This is a genomic window from Alteromonas sp. OM2203 (assembly GCF_048517045.1).
Taxonomy (GTDB): Bacteria; Pseudomonadota; Gammaproteobacteria; order Enterobacterales; family Alteromonadaceae; genus Alteromonas; species Alteromonas gracilis.
On sequence record NZ_CP183209.1, the window covers coordinates 2,362,526 to 2,381,906 of the forward strand.

16 protein-coding genes are annotated in these 19,381 nt (G+C 42.3%); 12 read left to right on the forward strand and 4 right to left on the reverse strand.

The features are described 5' to 3' along the window. Window positions 1-70 precede the first annotated feature (70 nt). The 5 genes from rlmKL (at window position 71) to rmf (ending at window position 6,586) form a co-directional block, all read left to right on the forward strand. Window positions 71-2,170 (forward strand): bifunctional 23S rRNA (guanine(2069)-N(7))-methyltransferase RlmK/23S rRNA (guanine(2445)-N(2))-methyltransferase RlmL, encoded by a 2,100-nt coding sequence (gene rlmKL / locus ACM0P2_RS10505; protein ID WP_159118966.1) that lies wholly within the window; start codon window positions 71-73, stop codon window positions 2,168-2,170. Then, on the forward strand, window positions 2,167-2,400 hold the full coding sequence (locus ACM0P2_RS10510) for a glutaredoxin family protein (RefSeq protein ID WP_159118968.1): 234 nt from the start codon (window positions 2,167-2,169) through the stop codon (window positions 2,398-2,400). The genes rlmKL and ACM0P2_RS10510 overlap by 4 nt, the downstream gene beginning before the upstream one ends. After that, entirely contained in the window at window positions 2,397-4,337 is a 1,941-nt protein-coding gene (locus ACM0P2_RS10515) for an ABC transporter ATP-binding protein (RefSeq protein ID WP_173358577.1), read from the forward strand. The genes ACM0P2_RS10510 and ACM0P2_RS10515 overlap by 4 nt, the downstream gene beginning before the upstream one ends. Window positions 4,338-4,349: 12 nt before the next feature. Beyond that, entirely contained in the window at window positions 4,350-6,107 is a 1,758-nt protein-coding gene (locus ACM0P2_RS10520) for a DUF3466 family protein (protein WP_173358576.1), read from the forward strand. A 302-nt stretch (window positions 6,108-6,409) separates the two neighbouring features. Continuing rightward, window positions 6,410-6,586 (forward strand): ribosome modulation factor, encoded by a 177-nt coding sequence (gene rmf, locus ACM0P2_RS10525; RefSeq protein WP_105931333.1) that lies wholly within the window; start codon window positions 6,410-6,412, stop codon window positions 6,584-6,586. 103 nt (window positions 6,587-6,689) lie between these two features. Here the strand turns inward: rmf and fabA are convergent, their stop codons facing one another. Next, window positions 6,690-7,208, reverse strand: a complete 519-nt coding sequence (gene fabA, locus ACM0P2_RS10530; RefSeq protein WP_120959213.1) for a bifunctional 3-hydroxydecanoyl-ACP dehydratase/trans-2-decenoyl-ACP isomerase — start codon at window positions 7,206-7,208, stop codon at window positions 6,690-6,692. A 206-nt stretch (window positions 7,209-7,414) separates the two neighbouring features. Here fabA and ACM0P2_RS10535 point away from each other — a divergent pair, with 206 nt between their 5' ends. Then, a complete protein-coding gene (locus ACM0P2_RS10535) occupies window positions 7,415-7,702 on the forward strand; it encodes a hypothetical protein (RefSeq protein WP_105931335.1) in 288 nt (95 codons plus the stop codon). On the opposite strand, the gene ACM0P2_RS10540 is transcribed toward ACM0P2_RS10535, so the two are convergent. Then, a complete protein-coding gene (locus tag ACM0P2_RS10540; RefSeq protein ID WP_419226576.1) occupies window positions 7,699-9,330 on the reverse strand; it encodes a deoxyribodipyrimidine photo-lyase/cryptochrome family protein in 1,632 nt (543 codons plus the stop codon). The genes ACM0P2_RS10535 and ACM0P2_RS10540 overlap by 4 nt on opposite strands. Window positions 9,331-9,341: 11 nt before the next feature. Beyond that, window positions 9,342-10,649, reverse strand: coding sequence for a DASH family cryptochrome (locus ACM0P2_RS10545; protein WP_159118976.1), 1,308 nt, complete (start codon window positions 10,647-10,649; stop codon window positions 9,342-9,344). 110 nt (window positions 10,650-10,759) lie between these two features. Here ACM0P2_RS10545 and ACM0P2_RS10550 point away from each other — a divergent pair, with 110 nt between their 5' ends. The 6 genes from ACM0P2_RS10550 to ACM0P2_RS10575 all read left to right on the forward strand — a co-directional run bounded on the left by ACM0P2_RS10550 (window position 10,760) and on the right by ACM0P2_RS10575 (window position 18,957). Further along, window positions 10,760-12,184: a cryptochrome/photolyase family protein gene (locus ACM0P2_RS10550; RefSeq protein ID WP_419226577.1), complete on the forward strand. Its 1,425-nt coding sequence runs from the start codon at window positions 10,760-10,762 to the stop codon at window positions 12,182-12,184. 3 nt (window positions 12,185-12,187) lie between these two features. Next, window positions 12,188-13,726: a cryptochrome/photolyase family protein gene (locus tag ACM0P2_RS10555; RefSeq protein ID WP_159118980.1), complete on the forward strand. Its 1,539-nt coding sequence runs from the start codon at window positions 12,188-12,190 to the stop codon at window positions 13,724-13,726. Then, window positions 13,713-13,868 (forward strand): DUF2256 domain-containing protein, encoded by a 156-nt coding sequence (locus ACM0P2_RS10560; protein ID WP_159118982.1) that lies wholly within the window; start codon window positions 13,713-13,715, stop codon window positions 13,866-13,868. Before ACM0P2_RS10555 ends, ACM0P2_RS10560 begins: the two co-directional genes overlap by 14 nt. A gap of 129 nt (window positions 13,869-13,997) precedes the next feature. Further along, entirely contained in the window at window positions 13,998-15,317 is a 1,320-nt protein-coding gene (locus ACM0P2_RS10565) for a DUF2254 domain-containing protein (protein WP_159118984.1), read from the forward strand. 1,854 nt (window positions 15,318-17,171) lie between these two features. Further along, the gene (locus ACM0P2_RS10570) at window positions 17,172-18,374 is read left to right on the forward strand and encodes a tyrosine-type recombinase/integrase (protein WP_419226578.1); all 1,203 of its coding nucleotides are present in this window, start codon (window positions 17,172-17,174) and stop codon (window positions 18,372-18,374) included. A 232-nt stretch (window positions 18,375-18,606) separates the two neighbouring features. Beyond that, a complete protein-coding gene (locus tag ACM0P2_RS10575; protein ID WP_159118986.1) occupies window positions 18,607-18,957 on the forward strand; it encodes a hypothetical protein in 351 nt (116 codons plus the stop codon). Between the two features lie 30 nt (window positions 18,958-18,987). Here the strand turns inward: ACM0P2_RS10575 and ACM0P2_RS10580 are convergent, their stop codons facing one another. Next, window positions 18,988-19,344 carry a diacylglycerol kinase gene (locus tag ACM0P2_RS10580; protein ID WP_159118988.1) on the reverse strand — a complete coding sequence of 119 codons (357 nt, stop codon included), beginning with the start codon at window positions 19,342-19,344 and terminating at the stop codon, window positions 18,988-18,990. Window positions 19,345-19,381 lie beyond the last annotated feature (37 nt).

Sequence of the window (19,381 nt, forward strand, 5' to 3'; positions counted from 1 at the left end):
ATCTGAAAAATAATCTCTTGTGTGCATGCTCAATTGTAAAAAAGCATGCACACCCCAAACAGGTAATTGAATGAATACTATTCTGGTTACGACCAGTCGCGGTCTTGACGAACTATTAAAGCAAGAAGTGCTGAACCTATGCCCTGATGCACAAATTAAACAAGGGCCTGGCACTATACAGTTTGAAGGGTCAAAAGAAGATGCTTATAAACTTTGCTTGTGGTCGCGACTAGCAAACCGCGTAATCTGGGTGCTTGCGTCTGGTAAAGCAGGGGATGCTGAAGCCCTGTACAACACTGCGATGGGCATCGATTGGCAAATGCAGATGGATTCACGTCATACTTTATCTGTACAATTTATCGGCACCAATTTTGCGATTAAAAACACACAGTTTGGCGCAGTGCGCGTTAAGGATGCGATTGTTGACTCGTTTGTTGAGCAAGGTTTACCTCGCCCTTCAGTTGAACGCAAAACGCCTGATATTTCTGTTTATGCAAGACTTCATCGCGATAACGTGATCTTAGGAATTGACTTGGCTGGAGCCAGTCTCCACCAGCGTGCTTACAGGCAAGAAACCGGTGATGCACCACTAAAGGAACACATCGCAAGTGCAATGCTAATACGCAGTGGTTGGACAGAAAATACAAGTGCGCCATTGGTTGACTTAATGTGTGGCTCAGGCACCATCGCCATTGAGGCCGCATATATTGCCCGAAATATCGCACCAGGTATTAGGCGCTCTTATTGGGGTTTTACTAAGTGGTTAGGCCATGAAGAAAAGCTCTGGGAAGCTTTGCTCGAAAACGCAATTACGGTTCAAAAACCAAGCTGTGGAGGTGGCATTTACGCCGGTGACTTTAGCCGTAAGATGGTTGCTATTGCCAAAGCCAACGCAGATTTTGCCGGCGTGTTTAGTGATATATCATTTTCTCAGCAAGATGCAACTAAGTCATCACCACCAGTAGCAACACCCGGCTACGTAGTATCAAACCCTCCGTATGGCGAACGTCTTGGTGAACTTACCTCGCTTATTCCTCTTTTCAGTGATTGGGGCAAGCGTTTTAAAGAAGCATGGAAGGGATGGCACGTTTCGCTGCTAAGCAGTAATCGTGACTTACTTCGCGTATTAAAACTTCGTGCAACTAAAGACTACGCCATGAATAATGGTAAGTTAGAATGTCGCCTTGCTAACTACGTGCTAGATGAAGATAACACGGTGCAGTTCAGCGAAGATGCCGGCAATCACGAATTTGCTAATCGCTTGAAGAAAAACCTCAAGCGTATGAAAGGCTGGATAAAAAGCGCAAACACAAACTGTTATCGCATCTACGATGCCGATCTGCCGGATTATAATGTAGCGGTAGATCGATATGATGATTGGCTTGTAGTACAAGAGTACGCGCCACCAAAAACCGTATCGGAAGACAAAGCCCGAAAACGCCTTCAGGAAGTGCTTCTTCATTTACCCGCAGTGACAGGCGTGTCGCCCAAAAAGATTGCATTAAAAGTCCGTGCCCAACAAAAAGGCACTAAGCAGTACGAAAAAATTAATCAGTCTGGCGACATGATGGAAGTGTATGAAAATGGCGCGCGTTTCTTAGTAAACCTAACAGATTATTTAGATACCGGCCTTTTCTTAGACCATCGCAATACTCGTCAAAAAGTAAAAGCGATGTCAGCGGGTAAGGACGTACTAAACCTTTTTTCTTACACAGGAAGCGTGTCTGTATTTGCAGCCATGGGTGGCGCTAAATCAGTCACTACGGTTGATATGTCAAATACTTATCTGGAGTGGGCAAAGAAAAACGTGGCGCTTAACAAGCTTACGGGGCCGCACGCGTTTATTCAGGCAGACTGCACAACGTGGCTCAGTAGCCATAAAGGCAAATACGACTTAATTTTTATCGACCCACCATCATTTTCAAATTCAAAGCGCATGCAGAATACGTGGGATGTGCAGCGCGATCACGTAAAAATGCTTAGCGATGCCAAGGCGTGTTTGAAAGCGCAAGGGACGATTATTTTTTCCAATAATAAGCGTGGCTTTAAGTTAGATGAACCGACAATAAGCGCACTTGGTCTCTCTGTGAAAAATATCACAAATGAAACTATTCCTGAAGATTTTGCCCGTAAAGGTAAAATTCATCAGTGCTGGATACTAGCATCGTGAAGATTTATTTTTACACCGGTCCTCATTGCAGTTTATGTGATTTAGCCGATTTGGAGATAGCGCGCACGTCTATGTCTTCATCTTTAACGATAGAAAAGGTTAATATCCGCCAAAGCACAGAGCTTTACCACCTATATGGCGCTCGTATTCCGGTGCTGAAGCGACATGACAATAATAAGGAAATCGGTTGGCCTTTCACCACAGCCGATTTAGAGGAGTTTCTTCAGTGAGCATTTTGCAGTTAAAAAACATCACTGTTATTTATGGAAATCCGCCGCTTTTAGACGGCGTCGAACTTGTTGTTCAACCGAAAGAGCGGGTGTGTCTCGTTGGCCGTAACGGCAGTGGAAAGTCTACCTTAATGAAGGTCATCGCTGGCGATATTATTGCTGATGACGGCCAGCGGATAATTGAGAGTAATACGGTTATTGCCCGTTTAGAGCAGGATCCTCCGCAGACCACAGATGTTACGCTTTTCGATTACGTTGCAGAAGGTCTATCTGACGTTGGGGAAACGCTGAAAGCCTATTTTCATCAAACCCGTATCGTCGGTGAAGACCCTAGTGAAGCTAACTTAAATAAGCTTCAACGTTTACAAGAACAACTTGAAGCGCGCGATGCATGGCAGTTTGAACAGCAAATAGAACAAACACTAACGATGCTCAAGCTAGAACCAGAGATTTCGCTATCAACGTTATCTGGAGGATGGCGCAGAAAAGCGGCACTAGCGCGAGCTCTTGTTCGTCAACCAGACCTACTGCTTCTAGACGAGCCTACTAACCACCTTGATATTGAAATGATACGATGGCTTGAATCAAGTTTGAGCAATTATCAAGGTGCCATTGTATTTGTCAGCCATGACCGTGCTTTTATACGCGCAATGGCCACACGAATTATTGACCTTGACCGAGGCTCTGTTACCAGCTATCCCGGAAATTACGAAACTTACCTAGAGAAAAAACAACAAGATTTAGAGGTTGAAGCGTCTCAAAACGCTGAGTTTGATAAAAAGTTAGCGCAAGAAGAAGTTTGGATTCGTCAGGGTATCAAAGCTCGCCGTACACGCAATGAGGGGCGAGTGCGAGCCCTCAAGAAACTGCGTGAGGAGCGTAAAGCAAGACGTGCATTGCAGGGTAATGCTGTGGTTAACCAACATCAAGGCGCACGTTCAGGCAAGATGGTATTTGAAGTAAAAGACCTCAGCTACAGCATTGAAGGTAAACCTATTGTCAAAGGCCTAAACCTTAATGTGCTGCGTGGTGATAAGCTTGCACTTATCGGCCCTAACGGTAGCGGTAAAAGTACACTGATCAAGTTACTGTTAGGTGAGCTACAGCCTGATGCTGGAAACTGTAAACAAGGCACCAATTTAGAGGTTGCGTATTTCGACCAGCACCGACATGGATTGGATTTAGAACAGACCGTGATCGATGCCGTGGGCGATGGGAAAAGAGATCTGATGGTTAACGGCCACCCGCGCCACGTTATCAGCTATCTGCAAGACTATCTTTTTACACCTGAGCGTGTAAATGCGCCGGTAAAATCCCTATCTGGCGGTGAAAAGAACCGTTTGATGTTGGCTAAGCTTATGCTAAAGCCGAGTAATGTTTTGGTACTCGATGAGCCCACCAATGACCTTGATGTTGAAACGCTGGAAATGCTGGAAACCTTGCTCAATGAGTATACTGGGACGGTTCTGTTAGTAAGTCACGATAGGGAATTTGTTGATAACGTAGCAAATAGTAGCGTGGTTTTTGAAGGTCATGGCGTGCTTAGAGAGTTCATTGGGGGTTTCACTGACGTAGAAAACTGGTATAAAGACCAACACGAAAAGCGTCAGCAAATCGAAAAAGAAGAAAAAGCCAAAGTAAAGAATGAAACTAATTCAACTTCGGGGAGTCCTAGTGCTAAGTCTGCCCCCCGTAAGACGAAAAAGCTATCATACAAAGACCAGCGAGAGCTTGAGTCTCTTCCCAAAGAATTAGAAACGTTAGAGGAAGAACTTGAAGCCATGCAGGAAAAGGTTAACGACCCGGATTTCTTCAAACAAGATAGCGACACTACCGCCAAGGCTCTAGCCGAATTAGCGGATAAAGAAGAATTACTTTCCCAGAAGTATGCGCGCTGGGATGAACTAGAAAGTATGCTGGAAGATAATCAGCAGTAAATAGGATTTTAAATGAAACGAACTCAGCTTGCCGCCGCCGTTCTGTTGGCAACAGGAAGTGTTTCGGCATTCGCCGCGACCTATTCCGTGACGCCTCTTCCTTTACAGGATACCGCTAGAAATAATTTCGCTCGCTCCATCGACAACTCGGGAAAAATGCTGTCTGTTGTACAGCTTGAGTACAACCCACCTGTAGATGTGGAGCAGCTTGAGAACGACACCACCTTTTTCGACCAGTTTGGTGAAAGTTTAGAGAACGAAGAAGATGTTCGACAAGGTGTCTTTACTGATGTTGATTACACAACAATTGTAAACTTCCTTCTCCAAAACACGAATACAGTCCAAGGGCAAAAACTCGCGTCTTTTCGTACCTATGTTACCGACACGCAAGATATTTCACTTGTACCTGGTCTCGATGAAGTAACGGATAAGTTTGATGACTACACGCAGTCAGTTGAAGTCACTGGCCGAGACAGTTTGAACGGTAACTTCATTGTTGGCGATTCCTCTGGGTTAGTTGTTTTAGACTCCTACGAAAACGAAAATGGCGATACGATTAACTACACATATCCCGAATCGGCACAACAGGGGTTTGTTCAAGCATCAGGTGTAACGAAAGTCCTTCCGGCAGTTGACACCAAAGCAGGCGGATTTTCTTCAGCCCGTGCGGTAAACGAAAACCTTCAGGTAGCGGGGTTTAGTACGGTAAGCTTTCGCGAAGACGTTGACGAGGCACTCGAAACGTGTACAGATGAAGAGCAACGTGGCGATCAGTCCGAGGGACGTTGTTTATTTACCGTGTACAATGGCGATTTTGCAGTACCAAGAATTTCGAGCTATTTCATAAATACTTCGTCGAATTATTTACCTGGCTTCGTTTTACTTTCTGAAGTGAACGCTACCATTTGGCAAATGGACGTTAATGGTGATGTGATTAGCACAGAAACGTATCCACTGCTTTTTGAGCCTGCCGAAGACGACGAGCGTCACTACTTTACTTATGCCTATGATATTAATAACCAGGGCATTGCCGTAGGTGAGGGACTTACAGGTGACAGAATTACTATCACTCGCCCAAATCAGTCTGGGTTATCTGAGAGTGAGCGGGTCGCTACAGTCTTTAGAGACGGTGAGACCATTGAGCTTCTTCCAAGAGAAGAAAACCTGCTTAGCCAAGCCATCGCAATAAACGATGAGAATTGGGTGACGGGCGCGGTGCTTCGCTCTCAGAGTGATATCGCACGCTCTCGGTTATTTGTTTACAATCTAGACACGCAAGAGCAGCATTATCCGGCTGGCTTCTTCTCAAGTGCCGGCGTGACGGCGAACGCAATCAATAACAACAATATCGTTGTTGGTAAAGCTGATGTTGACGCAACAAGCGATACCCTTAGAGAAACCGCTGCGTTCATGTATAACATTGATACTGAAGAATTCATTGACCTCAATGACCTCGTATCTTGTGACAACAATTATGAACTGCTTGAAGCGGTTGATATAAACGATAACAACGAGATAATTGCGAACGCGCGTATCAAGGCGACGAGTAAATATGTTACCGGCAACGACATAATTAACTCAGACGGAGAAACTGTGGACGTTGACACCATTGTCGCAGTAAAGCTATCGCCTATTGCTAATGGCTCTATCGACGAGTGTGAAGTACCAGAAGACGAGCAACCCTTTGAACGCAGTGGCGCTTCCACGGGCTGGTTTGCATTGTTCGGCTTGCTTACCGCGGCATTTATACGCAGACGTTTTAAAAAATAGAAGAATAACTGTTTAATATTTATTCTGACATTAAGAAGCCACAATCTTGTGGCTTTTTTTATACCTAAAAATTGTAACAAGTGACATATTTATGCATAAAAAATGTAACATAAATTTCATCGAAACTTCATTTGTTTAAATAAAGTCAAGCCCTTTAATTTTTTATTTTTCTTGAACCATTTTGATAATTGCACTATCAAAGTAGTGTACGCAAAAACTTTTCCGGCACTATCAACCGAAATGATGTAGAGCGCTCGAGAAAATGATTTGTTGTACATTCAACAAACAAAAGAGGCTAATCAATGAAAAGACAAAAAAGAGATAAACTGACACGCGCACATGCAAAAGGCTATCAAGCTGGTATTAGCGGTCGCTCGAAGGAATTATGTCCATTTCAGCAAAACGATGCTCGTTCACAATGGTTAGGTGGATGGCGCGAGGCAGTAGAAGATAGACACTTAGGTCTGAGTGTTAAATAACACTTCTCTTTTATGAACTGATTATGCAAAAAGGAAAGCCCCTGAAAAGGGGCTTTTTTTGTTTTTGAAGTATTTCCTTCAAAGCAGTTAGCAGCCTTAAATGCTAGAAGTTTGACGTATCTTGGAATAGCCCAACTTTTAAATCCTTTGCCACATAGATTTCTCGGCCATCGACTTCTACTGAACCGTCAGCCATTCCCATGAACAGCTTACGCTTAATAACGCGTTTCATAGTAATCTTGTAGGTTACTTTTTTAGCCGTCGGTAATATCTGACCTGTAAATTTGACTTCACCAACACCCAGTGCGCGCCCTTTACCAGGACCTCCGCTCCAACCTAAGAAAAAACCAACAAGCTGCCACATCGCATCTAACCCAAGGCAGCCTGGCATTACTGGGTCTCCAGGAAAGTGACAGTCAAAAAACCATAGATCAGGGGTTATATCCAATTCAGCGACAATTTCGCCTTTACCGTGTTCGCCACCGTCTTCGGTAATCGACACTACACGATCCATCATAAGCATATTTGGCGCAGGAAGTTGACTGTTACCAGGACCAAACATTTCCCCACGGCTGCATGCTAGTAAATCTTCTTTATTAAAACTATTTTTCTTCTCTGACATTCCCAACTCGATGTTGTTATTAAAATGATGTTGCTAATCTAGCGAACACTTGTAAGCTAAACAACTCTGAACAGTCATTTTTCTGAAGAAAAACGCGTGCTACTATAGCTTTAGTTATCAGGCTAGAACAAATATCGCACTAATAGCGTGATATTTATACAGAAATTGTCTTTAGATCTACAATAACGTAATTTCGTGTGAAAACTATGACAGAACAAACAACAAAAACGCCCAATAAAAGTAGTTCGACAGATAAGGCAAAAGCAAACGCCGATAAACAGCGTCGTTTTAGAGAAAGACAGAAAGAAGCCGGTAAAAAACTGGTTAGGGGCTATGTTAGTCCGGAAGCTAAAGCGTGTTACGACGAAATTCGCGATAAAACCGGATGGACAGATAGCGAAGCCATGTCAAATGCTATGCGATTAATGTATGCCGCTTACAAATGCGGTCAAATAAAGTTGCTCAATGAGTGGCTTAGAAAAAATAATCGTTAGGCATTTTTATTTGCCTTGGCTTTCAGCCATGTTCGACTAGGGCTATTTTGCATAGTATGTCGCTGAACTATACGCTTCGCTTCTTTAAGCACATCATCCCGTTCTCGGTAGTCCCATAAACGCTTTGCCGTGGCTCGATTGTTTTCTGAGATATCAATAATAGGAGCAACGTAATCCTTGCCAAGCTCAAAGTCTAGCATGACCGCCTCAAGTGGTGGAAGCAGATAAGGCGCGTGCACAGCATCATCTGGCAGCGCTGAAAGCTCTGGTATCCACTTTTTGATGAACACGCCGTCAGAGTCCAGTTTTTTTGATTGTGTAACAGGATTATATAGCCGAACAGTATGGATGCCGGTCACACTCGCCTGCATCTGAATTTGTGGATAGTGAATACCCGGTTCAAAATCTAAAAACTGAGTCGCCAAGTAGTGAGCAGCCTTTAGCCAATGTACGTTTAAATGGTGACATAGAAAGCTGGTAACCATAGCACGCATTCGAAAATTGAGATATCCCGTATGCTTTAACGCACGCATACACGCATCTACAAGAGGATAACCGGTTTGCCCGATGCTCCAATAATAGAAACGCCGTTCCGCTTCCGGACCGTCGATATAAGGAAAGGTTTCGTATGCGCTATTCATTGGTCGCCATTCAATACTGCATTCACTCTCAAACTTTTGAATGAAATGGCAATGCCAATGGAGCCTAGAGGTGAGGGCAGAAAGTGCGCGACTCCATCTCTTTTTTTCTTCTTGGGAAAGGGATTTTTTTAATTGCCTTTGTAACTGTACGCTTTGATAGGCCTGCTTAATTGAAACGTTGCCCCATGCTAAATAAGGGCTCAGGCGTGTACATGCGCGTCTTGCATGTTCGGGCTTTGAAATATGCTGATGGTAAAACTGACCCCGATGATTGAAAAAATCTTTCAGCACTTGCCAAGCACGACGTTCTCCGCCTGGCTGCATACCCTCGCCATATATTTGCGTTTCATCTTGCGCGACATAATGTGGTTCTTGCTCGCCTTGATCAAAGTTGCCCCCATAAGAACTATATGATGCCAATAACGCACTAAGTGTTTGCTCAGCGATGTGTATTTTCTGATTGGCTCGCCAGTCTATCCAATTCACATGATTAATGTCGAAATCAAAGGTTGGTTCAGCAAAATGACGTTCCCAGTTTATCTGCCACTCTGACCGGTGTGGCAATCCGCGTATGACAGCACCATAAGATGACTCAATAAAAGGTATTCTTCTTAAATTCAGATACTTAAATACTTTCCTGTCACGGTTATGCGTAACCTTTAGACCGATTTCTTGGTAACTTCTAACCAAAGAAATACAAAAAAAATGAGAAATATACTCAAGAGCTTCCACGACTTCTGCGTGCAGTGAGAGGACTGTGATATTCTCTGGTAGCTGTCGGTTTATATCATCAAGACTTTGTTGAACGAAGCGCCAGTGGCGCTCGCTCATGTGGGGGTCTCTTAAAAGTGAAGGCTCCCAGCAGTAAAGCAGAAGTACACGCTCATTGGCCATCGCTGCTCGAAAGAGCGGTTCGTGGTCTCGTAAGCGCAAATCTCTTTTAAGCCAAACTACCGTTACCGCTTGTTTACTACTTGATGTCGGCATAGAAAAAGCAACTACAGCCACTTGTTACGAAAAGTGCCGTCTGGATCGTAAGTATCAGTTTGCTTCTGCAAGTTAAACTGCCTATGACCACGGGGGTCGCTCCCAACACCCGCAAGATATAGCCAGTTTCCCCAGTTGCTACCTACATCAAAATCGACGAGTTGATGCTCAAACCATGCTGCACCATAGCGCCAATCTTGACGAAGTTCGTGTACAAAGCAGCTCGCAACTAGTTGACGTCCTCGATTTGACATATAGCCAGTCTCAGCAAGCTGACGCATACAGGCGTCTACAATAGGATAACCTGTTTTACCTTCACACCAACGAGTAAAGGTTTCTGGATCGTGTTTGGTTGAAGGCGTTTTACCTTGGATTCCACTGAAGCGAAACCACTTAGACCCATACTTACACTGCAACCAATGAAAAAATTCACGCCATAAAAGCTCAAAATAAATCCAGTAGGTGGAATCATTTTTTTCAATAGTTTGTTCAAATTCTTTAACTTGCCTAACTACTTCGCGAGCAGATAGGGAGCCATTCGCTAACCACGCAGAGAGTTTAGTGCTATGCTCCCACGTATCGAGCGTATTTCGTGTTTCTTTATAGGTTGCGGCCGCATGCCAATCAAAAAGATAGCGATTCAAGTGAGTAAGCGCAGCTTTCTCACCACCAACAAAAGTATGGCTTGGCGAAGCGGGCAGTTCTACGTTTATCTCAAAGCGATATTGCTGCTCAACTTCAGGGGCATAAGGGCTCGGCAACTGTGATATCGTTTTAACCACTGGTATTGGTTCACAGTGCTTTTCTACTTTTCTGCGAAATGGACTAAATACATCAGGCATATCTTCAATCGCAAAAGGAAAACTATTAACGTCGAAAAGGCCGTAAGTAGCGGTTTCTATAACCGTTAATGTGTCAAAGAAGCGTTTTACGGTATTAAGTTGAGCCGTTTCGTTATAGCCGCAATGCTGACTTACACCTAAGTGCGTATAGTCACCGACTCGTAGAAGGTTAACTAAACAGTCAGCTGTTTTACCTCTCAACACTACCAGTTTATGACCATATTTATTAAGTGATTGCTCTAAATCGCTTAGCGTCTGAAGTAGAAATGTATACCTGTGTTCACCCATTGGCGAAAAGCCAAACTCGTTGGGAAGAAAATGTTGTTCATCCAATATATAGGTAAATGTTATCTCTGATACTTCTTCACAAAGCTTTAGTATCGCCGGTTGGTCGTGAAGTCTTAGGTCGTGTCGAAACCAAAACAAACCTCTGCGAACATCGTTTGTAAGTTCACTTTCTCGCTGGTTATTTATCATACTAATTTGTCACGCTTTTTAGTTTTTTGTCGGATCCAGAATCTAAAATTATACGTACATCTAACACTACGAAAATAATTCAAATTAAGTGCAGTGAAAAAGGAAAAAAAGTGACCGTTCCTACAAGCATTATGTGGTTCCGACAAGACCTTCGCGTAAAAGATAACCCCGCGTTAAATGCAGCCTGTGATATGGGCAAAATCGTTCCTATTTATATTTATGATGACAATGCGCCTGACGGCAGGCTTCCTGGCGGTGCGAGCCAGTGGTGGCTTCATCATTCACTTGAGTCGTTAAACAAGCGATTAAACGGTCACTTACAGATCTTCAAAGGCGATCCGCAAACTATTATTCCTCGATTAATGGAGACGTTCGACGCGAGCTCTATATTTTGGAACCGCTGTTATGAGCCATGGCAGATAAACCGGGATAAAGCACTCAAAAAGCATCTTATAGACGAGGGTTTTGAGGCACATAGCTGTAATGGTAGTTTATTGTGGGAACCTATGAAGGTACTGAAAAAAGACGGTACTCCATACCGCGTTTTCACTCCGTATTACAAAAATGGTTGTTTACAAGTTGAAGAACCGCGCTACCCCAAAGCACCTCCAGCACGAATTACTTACGCTGACGTGAAAAGTGAAGGTGACCAATTAGCATCATTGGCATTATTGCCAAGCATCAAGTGGGATGAGACTATCGCTAAAGAATGGTCACCAGGCGAAGATGGCGCCGCTGATAACTTATCTGATTTTATCGAGAACTCTGCGAGAAAATATAAAGATGGTCGCGACATTCCGTCTGCACGTGGCACGTCACGCCTATCTCCGCATCTACATTTTGGTGAAGTATCGCCCAATCAAGTTTGGTATGCCATTAAAGATAAGTTTGGTAATAGTGAAGATAAAAGTATCGAAACCTATTTAAGCGAATTGGGTTGGCGTGAGTTCAGCTACTATTTACTGTTTCACTTTCCTACGCTTCCAAATAAAAACTTCAACGATAAGTTCGATAAGTTTCCTTGGCGCACTGATGCTAAAGCACTAAAAGCATGGCAAAAAGGAAGAACGGGGATACCCATTGTCGATGCAGGCATGAGAGAATTATGGCAAACGGGCTATATGCATAATCGCATACGCATGGTTGTTGGGTCATTTTTGGTGAAAAACTTACTGCTTGACTGGCACGAAGGTGAACGCTGGTTTTGGGATACCTTGTTAGATGCTGATTTAGCGAGCAACAGTGCGGGATGGCAATGGGTAGCAGGGTCTGGAGCAGACGCTGCACCTTACTTCAGAGTATTTAATCCTGTGTTACAAGGTGAAAAATTCGATAAAAAGGGCACATACGTTCGTAAATATTGCCCTGAGCTTAATGGTTTATCAGATAAATACATTCATAAACCCTGGGAAGCACCTTCAGCCATTTTGAAAGACGCGGGAATTGAATTAGGCAAGCACTATCCGAAACCCATTGTCGATTTAAAAGCATCCCGCCAGCGTGCCTTAGATGCGTTTCAGGAAATAAAAGAGTAGGGTATGGCATCACTTATTTTAGTTTTAGGCGACCAGCTTACTGACACCTTACCCGCCATCGCTAATGCGCGTAAAACGAAAGACACGATTTTAATGGCAGAAGTGCGCGAAGAGGCCACTTACGTTAAGCACCACAAGAAGAAAATTGCTTTTTTATTTAGTGCTATGCGTCACTTTGCGAAGCATTTGCGGGATAGCAACTATAACGTTAACTATGTTCATTATGACGATGAAGAGAACAAGGGCAGTTTACTGGAGCAAGTAAAGCATTCGCTTGCATCGCAAAGTTTCACTGACGTTAAAGTTACGTCGCCAGGTGAATACCGGCTACTTAAAAGTATGGAGCAGTGGCAAAGTGTACTTGGCATCCCGGTGACCATTTGTGAGGACAACCGCTTTTTAGCAACGCCTGAAGAGTTTAGTTCATGGGCTGAGGGTAAAAAGCAGCTTAGAATGGAGTTCTTTTATCGTGAAATGCGGCGCAAACATAATGTGTTAATGGATGGAAAAAATCCAATAGGCGGAAAATGGAACTATGACGCGCAAAACCGTGAATCTATGCCTGAGACGCATCAAGTACCTAAGCACACAGTCTTCAAACCAGATGACATTTCCTCCGAAGTCATTGAGCTCGTCAATAACAATTTCGAAGCGCATTTCGGTGAAATTGAAGATTTTCATTTTGCGGTTACCCGTGAGGATGCGCTAGCCGTACTCAATACTTTTATAGATGAACGCTTACCTAACTTTGGCCAGTACCAAGATGCTATGGTGGAAGGTAAGCCCTGGCTATATCATTCGCACATTGGTTTCTACTTAAACTGTGGTTTGCTAACGCCCAGTGAAGCTATTCAGGCTGCTGAACAAGCGTATCACGCAGGGCAGGCCCCTTTAAATTCGGCCGAAGGCTTTATTCGTCAAATTCTGGGTTGGCGGGAATACGTACGCGGATTCTACTGGCACTTCATGCCGGGCTTAAAAACAGATAACTATTTTAATAACAGCCGGGCTCTTCCTTCGTTTTTCTGGGACGGACAAACCAATATGAACTGTATGCGTCAGTGCATAAAAGAGACCCAGAAAAACGCGTATGCCCATCACATTCAACGGCTAATGGTTATAGGGAACTTTAGTCTGCTTACTGAGTTGAGTCCTGAAGAAGTTCAAGCATGGTATTTATTGGTCTACGCCGATGCTTATGAATGGGTTGAACTACCTAATGTAGCGGGCATGATTTTGTATAGCGATGGCGGTAATTTAGCAAGTAAGCCCTACGTAGCTAGCGGTAGCTACATCAATAAAATGAGTAACTACTGCAAAAACTGCGGATATCAAGTTTCGAAAAAAACAGGGCCAAAAGCGTGCCCCTTTAATTACCTATACTGGCACTTTATTGATAAGCAAAAAGAAAAGCTTAGCAATAATCATCGTATGGCCATGATTTATAAAACCTATGGGCGGATGAAAGAAGAGAACATAGAAACAATGAAACAGGATGCCGCAACTTTTTTGTCAAAGTTAACAAAAAATGAAGAAGTCTGACCTACCGACGAAAATGTGTCCCGTTTGTCAAAGGCCGTTCACTTGGCGAAAAAAATGGGAAAAGAACTGGGAAAATGTGCGTTACTGTTCTAAGCGCTGCGCTGGCAACAAGCGCAGCGCGCAATCACCCCAGAAAGCATAACTTATTATATCCATAGGGAATAAAATTAAGACCAGTGAAAACGATTTAGGTCGCCAATTAACGCAGGTTAATCATTTACCTGCACACATCCGTATAAACATGGATAAAACAAATAACAAGGAGTGTGTTGTGGAAGCACCTATTACCGTTGATCGATTGCGTTTCCTAATATACAGCTTTAAAGAAAAGCTTTGGGTTAAACCACTGGGCTTCTGTATGTTATCGCTAATGGTTGTATTTGTGGCAAAGATTGCCGATGGCACATCACTTGCCGAGCATATACCCGAAATTAAAGCAGAATCTGTCGAAACGTTACTGTCTATAATGGCATCTAGCATGATGGTTATCGCGACCTTTTCTGCAGGAACCATGGTGAATGCTTACGCCTCGGCGAGTCAATCTTCCACACCTCGCTCACTTAGTTTAATTATTTCTGATGACGTGTCACAAAATGCGCTCTCTGTTTTTATTGGTGCCTTTATTTATAGTGCAGTTGCCCTTACAGCAATAAGCCATACATTTTTCGAAAAAGCCGGAATATTTATCCTTTTCGGCTTGACGTGTCTAACCTTTGGCATGGTGATCTTAACCTTTATCCGTTGGGTAGACAGCGTGGCACGCCTAGGTCGAGTGGAGTCAACGTTGCTTAAAGTCGAAAAGGCAACGGAACGCGCTATTAAAAACAGAATAGATACTCCTTGCCTTGGTGCTGTGCCCGAAAACCTTGTGAAAGAGCAGGGGACACACGCTATTTTTTCACAGCAGGTAGGCTATGTTCAGATGATCGACATTGCCAAGCTACAGCGCTGGGCCGAGACAAACAAAAGTTTCGTTAATGTTGTTATATTGCCAGGTGAATTTGCTACACCTGAGCGTCCACTAGCCTATATAGAATCAAAGTCTGACGCCAATGAGATTGCTAGCGCATTTTCAATTAATGAAGCGCGCTCTTTTGAAGCTGACCCTCGCTTCGGACTCATTGTATTGGCAGAAATCGCGTCGAGAGCGCTATCTCCGTCAGTTAACGATCACGGAACCGCTATTAACGCTGTCGGAAGTATTACACGCTTGATTTTATTGTGGAGAGCCAAAAGCGAGACAATAGATGAAGAAGATAACAATACAGGCTTACAAAAAACATCTACAAAGGGTGATACAAAAAGCATATACAAATACGACCGCGTATCTATACCGGCACTTAATGTTAACGATCTGTTTGATGATGCATATACAAGTATAGCGCGAGACGGAGCTGCTAACATCGAAGTGGCTTTACGTATCCAAAAATCGCTCAAGACTATTAAGGCTTGTTTTAACGATGTTGATAAGACCTTTGTAGAGGCTGCATCCGTATTGGCTAAACAAAGCTACGAACGAAGCATGATGGCACTTGATTATGAACAAGATAAAAAACGATTGACCAGCATATATAAAGGAAATAACTCTTAAATAAAATGACTACTAGAAAAGCTATATACTGAACTAGTGGCCGCGGTAACACTGAAATAAGTATAAGTTTTCAATAGATATGTAACTTAATTTTCATCAGTAAGACACCGTAAGTCAATATAGTAATGAACAACAATATGTTTTGCTCAACACAATTATACGCGAACTCGATAAAGCAAAACATGCAAACAAACCGTTGCAAACATTAAAGCTATTCAAAGTACCAACTCAATGAAATACTTCATGGCATTTTAAGTGGCGTTATCAAAATAGTCTGCTGGCAACTACTAATAACTTACTTTCCAAAATAACCCTCAAACAGTCCTAATTTAACGACGTAACGCTACGTGAATGAAATCAAAAAATCAGGGTAATCATACTGCTGATTTCACGTAGCGTACGATTAAGTTTATTACACCTAAATCAAATCATCTGAGCAGTTTTAAATTAAAAACACCGACGTAAGTTAGACGTTCACGCACAAGCCCAAAACAAAACGCAGAGCCAACACAGCAGCCACGCATAAAAGTCTGTGAGTAATCACAGCCATCAAACCAACCAAATAGAGCGACATCAACTCCCTAATCGTCCATATACCTAATTACGCATAATGTATATTATGTTAAATAGAATATGTGATTAAGCAATAGAACTGAGGTGTTATACGAAACCAGTGGTTAGAGATTGTTTATTGATAAATATAGCGAGTTCAGTAGAAAGAAATATGTGACGCTCTTTTTATTCTTAACCTAAAGCCTCAAATAGATAAGCTTCTTTTCAATCGTTGTTTAGATAATTTCAGCACTCTCTTTTTAAATTGTGCTTTATATTGATGTAACTAGTAATTGATTGTTTAGCGATTTGAATTATATTTTATCAACTCAATAGACTTTAATATGACGTTGATAAAATACTTATAGCATTCCTGGAAAACAAAAAACTGAAAAAATAAGTAGTTTCGATTATTTAAAATACGAGCATTATCAAACGTTCATGTCCTTTATTAGCTACTTACTTTTAATAAGTTCGGAATTCATAAAACTAGATAAATAATCTTGGTCACAGGCGGCCGCACTTGTTAAGTCAGCTAGTTAAGGACAAAATATGTTACTTAGCACTCAGCTGGCATTGTATTTATAAAAGTAAAATTTCAAAATCGTGGGTTATTTAAAATAGCTTCTTAATTAGAATTCACTTTTGTCCACGGTCGATGATAAACGTTACTGTTAGCATAATTAAAAACTACCATATCGAGAGCGGCCTTGGTGTTTACTTCTATGAAGAACTGTTTATGCCGCATCTGTCACCTATCCCACAGATTCTCCGTTAACGGCTTTGCTATTATAGTTATGCACAAAGGGCGATTAAGAACATTGCCTACTAACATGCAGAAAACAGTCGTACAAACGCCTTAGTGCTTAGCCGTTTAAAATAGGCATTGTTTTGAAAGTCATAATAAGCGCTCATTTTTCAGGCGACGCTACGTGAAATCTGAACAAACAATAGAGGTATTGCCTTGCACATTTCACATAGCGCACGATGTGAAATAGCCAAAAACTGAGAAAACCTAGCTAGAGGGTGCGTTTATTTAACGACTATCGACAACGAAAACACCAATACTGTTTAATTATACAGTGGTGTGGTAAAGTGCAGGCAATAAACAAAGACATGTAGCGAAACATCACAAGGAAGGTTGATAGCACTAGGTCGCATCTAAGAGATATTTACAGTTTTTCACGCATGATAATTACAGTTATCATGCGTGAATATCTATATAAATCAGTACTATACAATTTTTTAAATAATTATTGTAGCTTATTTTTTGCCATCATTATTGTCAGTAAAGGCTTATCAATGTCCTCTAAACAAAATACGTCACGATTTTTACCGCAAAAGTCGACGGGTGCGCCCCGTAGTAATGTTTACCCACATGACAAAGATAGCACCAATACACCGCACGAAAAAACTTTTGAATCTAGCTATTCGAGCAACAATAGCACCCTCAATTTAAATGCTCAATTAATCACACCTAGTGACGCGTCCTCAGCGCATAACTTTGGACATTATTACCATGATATTTTTACTAAACTGCCGTACAACACGCAACGAGCATATATTAGTGATTACAATGAGTTTGCTATTTTTTGCAAACAATCTGGTATGCAAGGTTTTACCAATGACTTCGCTCACAATGAAACATGTATTAAGCAGTACGTCGGTGAGTTGTGCCGCTCTCCCCTCGCCTACAGAACTATCAAGCGTCGCCTTTCTGCTCTGAGTAAGTTTCTTGGGGTGGCAAAACTACCAAATCCAATTATACGCTCAGCGTATCTAAGAGACTTTATTCGCTTGTCCCTTATAGAGAATCGAAAATATCGTTTGTCTCACAAGCAAGCAGTTCCGCTTACCATTGAAATGCTAGAACAGATTAATAACGCCATCATTCCTGATTCTCTTTTAGAGTTGAGAGACATCGCTATCATTAATCTAATGTTCGATGCATTGTTGCGCGCTGATGAATTAGTTCGGGTTTGTGTCGATCACATATCTGCTCGTAATAATACGTTGCTTGTTGTCTCTTCTAAAAGTGATCAATCAGGTCAAGGCCAATATAGGTTCGTTTCTTCAAGTACCATTTCTATGATTCAAGAATATATTAACGAAGCCAATCTTGACCCTAAAACAAAAATGCCTAGAGAGCTATCAGACCTACGTGGTTTACATAAAGGTATTCTTTTTCGACGCCTTACAAATCACAAAACGGCGCTTTTACCGTTTGATGAGAATGTTCCTAGCCACATGGCGAACGTATTAAATTACTCCAGTGTTTATAGAATCTGGCAGCGAATAGCACTTCGTGCAGGAATAACAGAAAATATTACACCTCACAGTGGGCGCGTTGGCGGTGCAGTCTCACTTGCGGAAGATGGTGCATCTCTTCCGGAACTTCAGCTTGCTGGCGGATGGCAATCGCCAGAAATGCCGGGGCACTATACTAGACAAGCGAACGTAAAACGCGGGGGTATGGCGAAGCTGTCAGCTAAAAGAAAACGATGATAGCGCATTTATTCAAAGACTTACGTTTCTCTCTTAAAGTTATTTTGTTACGCGTAACCTCGCCCTGCTAGAACATATCTGGCTCGCCCCGGCCTATTCTTACTCATTATCCTGTTATTGAACCCAAAGACGCATAAGTACCGTACCTAAATAATAATATTAATGCGCATCAGCGTGTGGGAGATTACACGCTAATGTGATGCGTTGATGCTTTTAAATAAAGGAGTTTTACATGAGCAGTGGAATTGATACCAAGCACGGAAAATTACTCGCAGAATTGGTCGTCCCATCTTCTTCTTGGCATGTCCAACCAGAAAAACAAGACCCTTTCAAAACGAAAGAGGCTGCGGTGGACTATTTAAATTCACATAACGAACCTTTTTATCTTCATGTTCCACTGGCACAGTCTGAAGATTTCGTTCGAATATGTGTCACGTCTCGTGACGATGATGTAGTGTTCACTATAAAAGACATTAGCAATGGCGGCGAGACCTCACTTCACTATTCTCATATCAAAAATCTAGACAGTACAATTCGTACTTTAGTTGATGAGTGTTGTGATAAAAAGATAAAGGCACTTTAGGTTTACGTTGATGAATTTTCGTTTAACCATTCACAATAAAATAGTTAGCCAAACAAATGCGGCCAGTAACAGGCTGACAAATACTGCTGCAGAGCCAATGTCCTTTGCTCGGCCTATGAGTAGATGAATATCTGTTGATACATGATCACAGAGCTTTTCAACAGCGGTATTGAGAAGCTCTGTTATTAATACGATACATAGCGACATTATCATGAGGATACGTTCTACGTTGGTAACATCAGCATAAACTGCAAACGGGACAAGAAATAGCATCGCGAAAATTTCTTGTCTTACCGCGGCTTCACTTGCAAACGCTGATCTTAAACCTTTTATCGAATAATACGTGGCGTAAAGAACCCGTGATAGACCCTTCCGTTTTACAATCATCGTTCAAACTCACAAAAATAGTTAAGCTATCGAACGT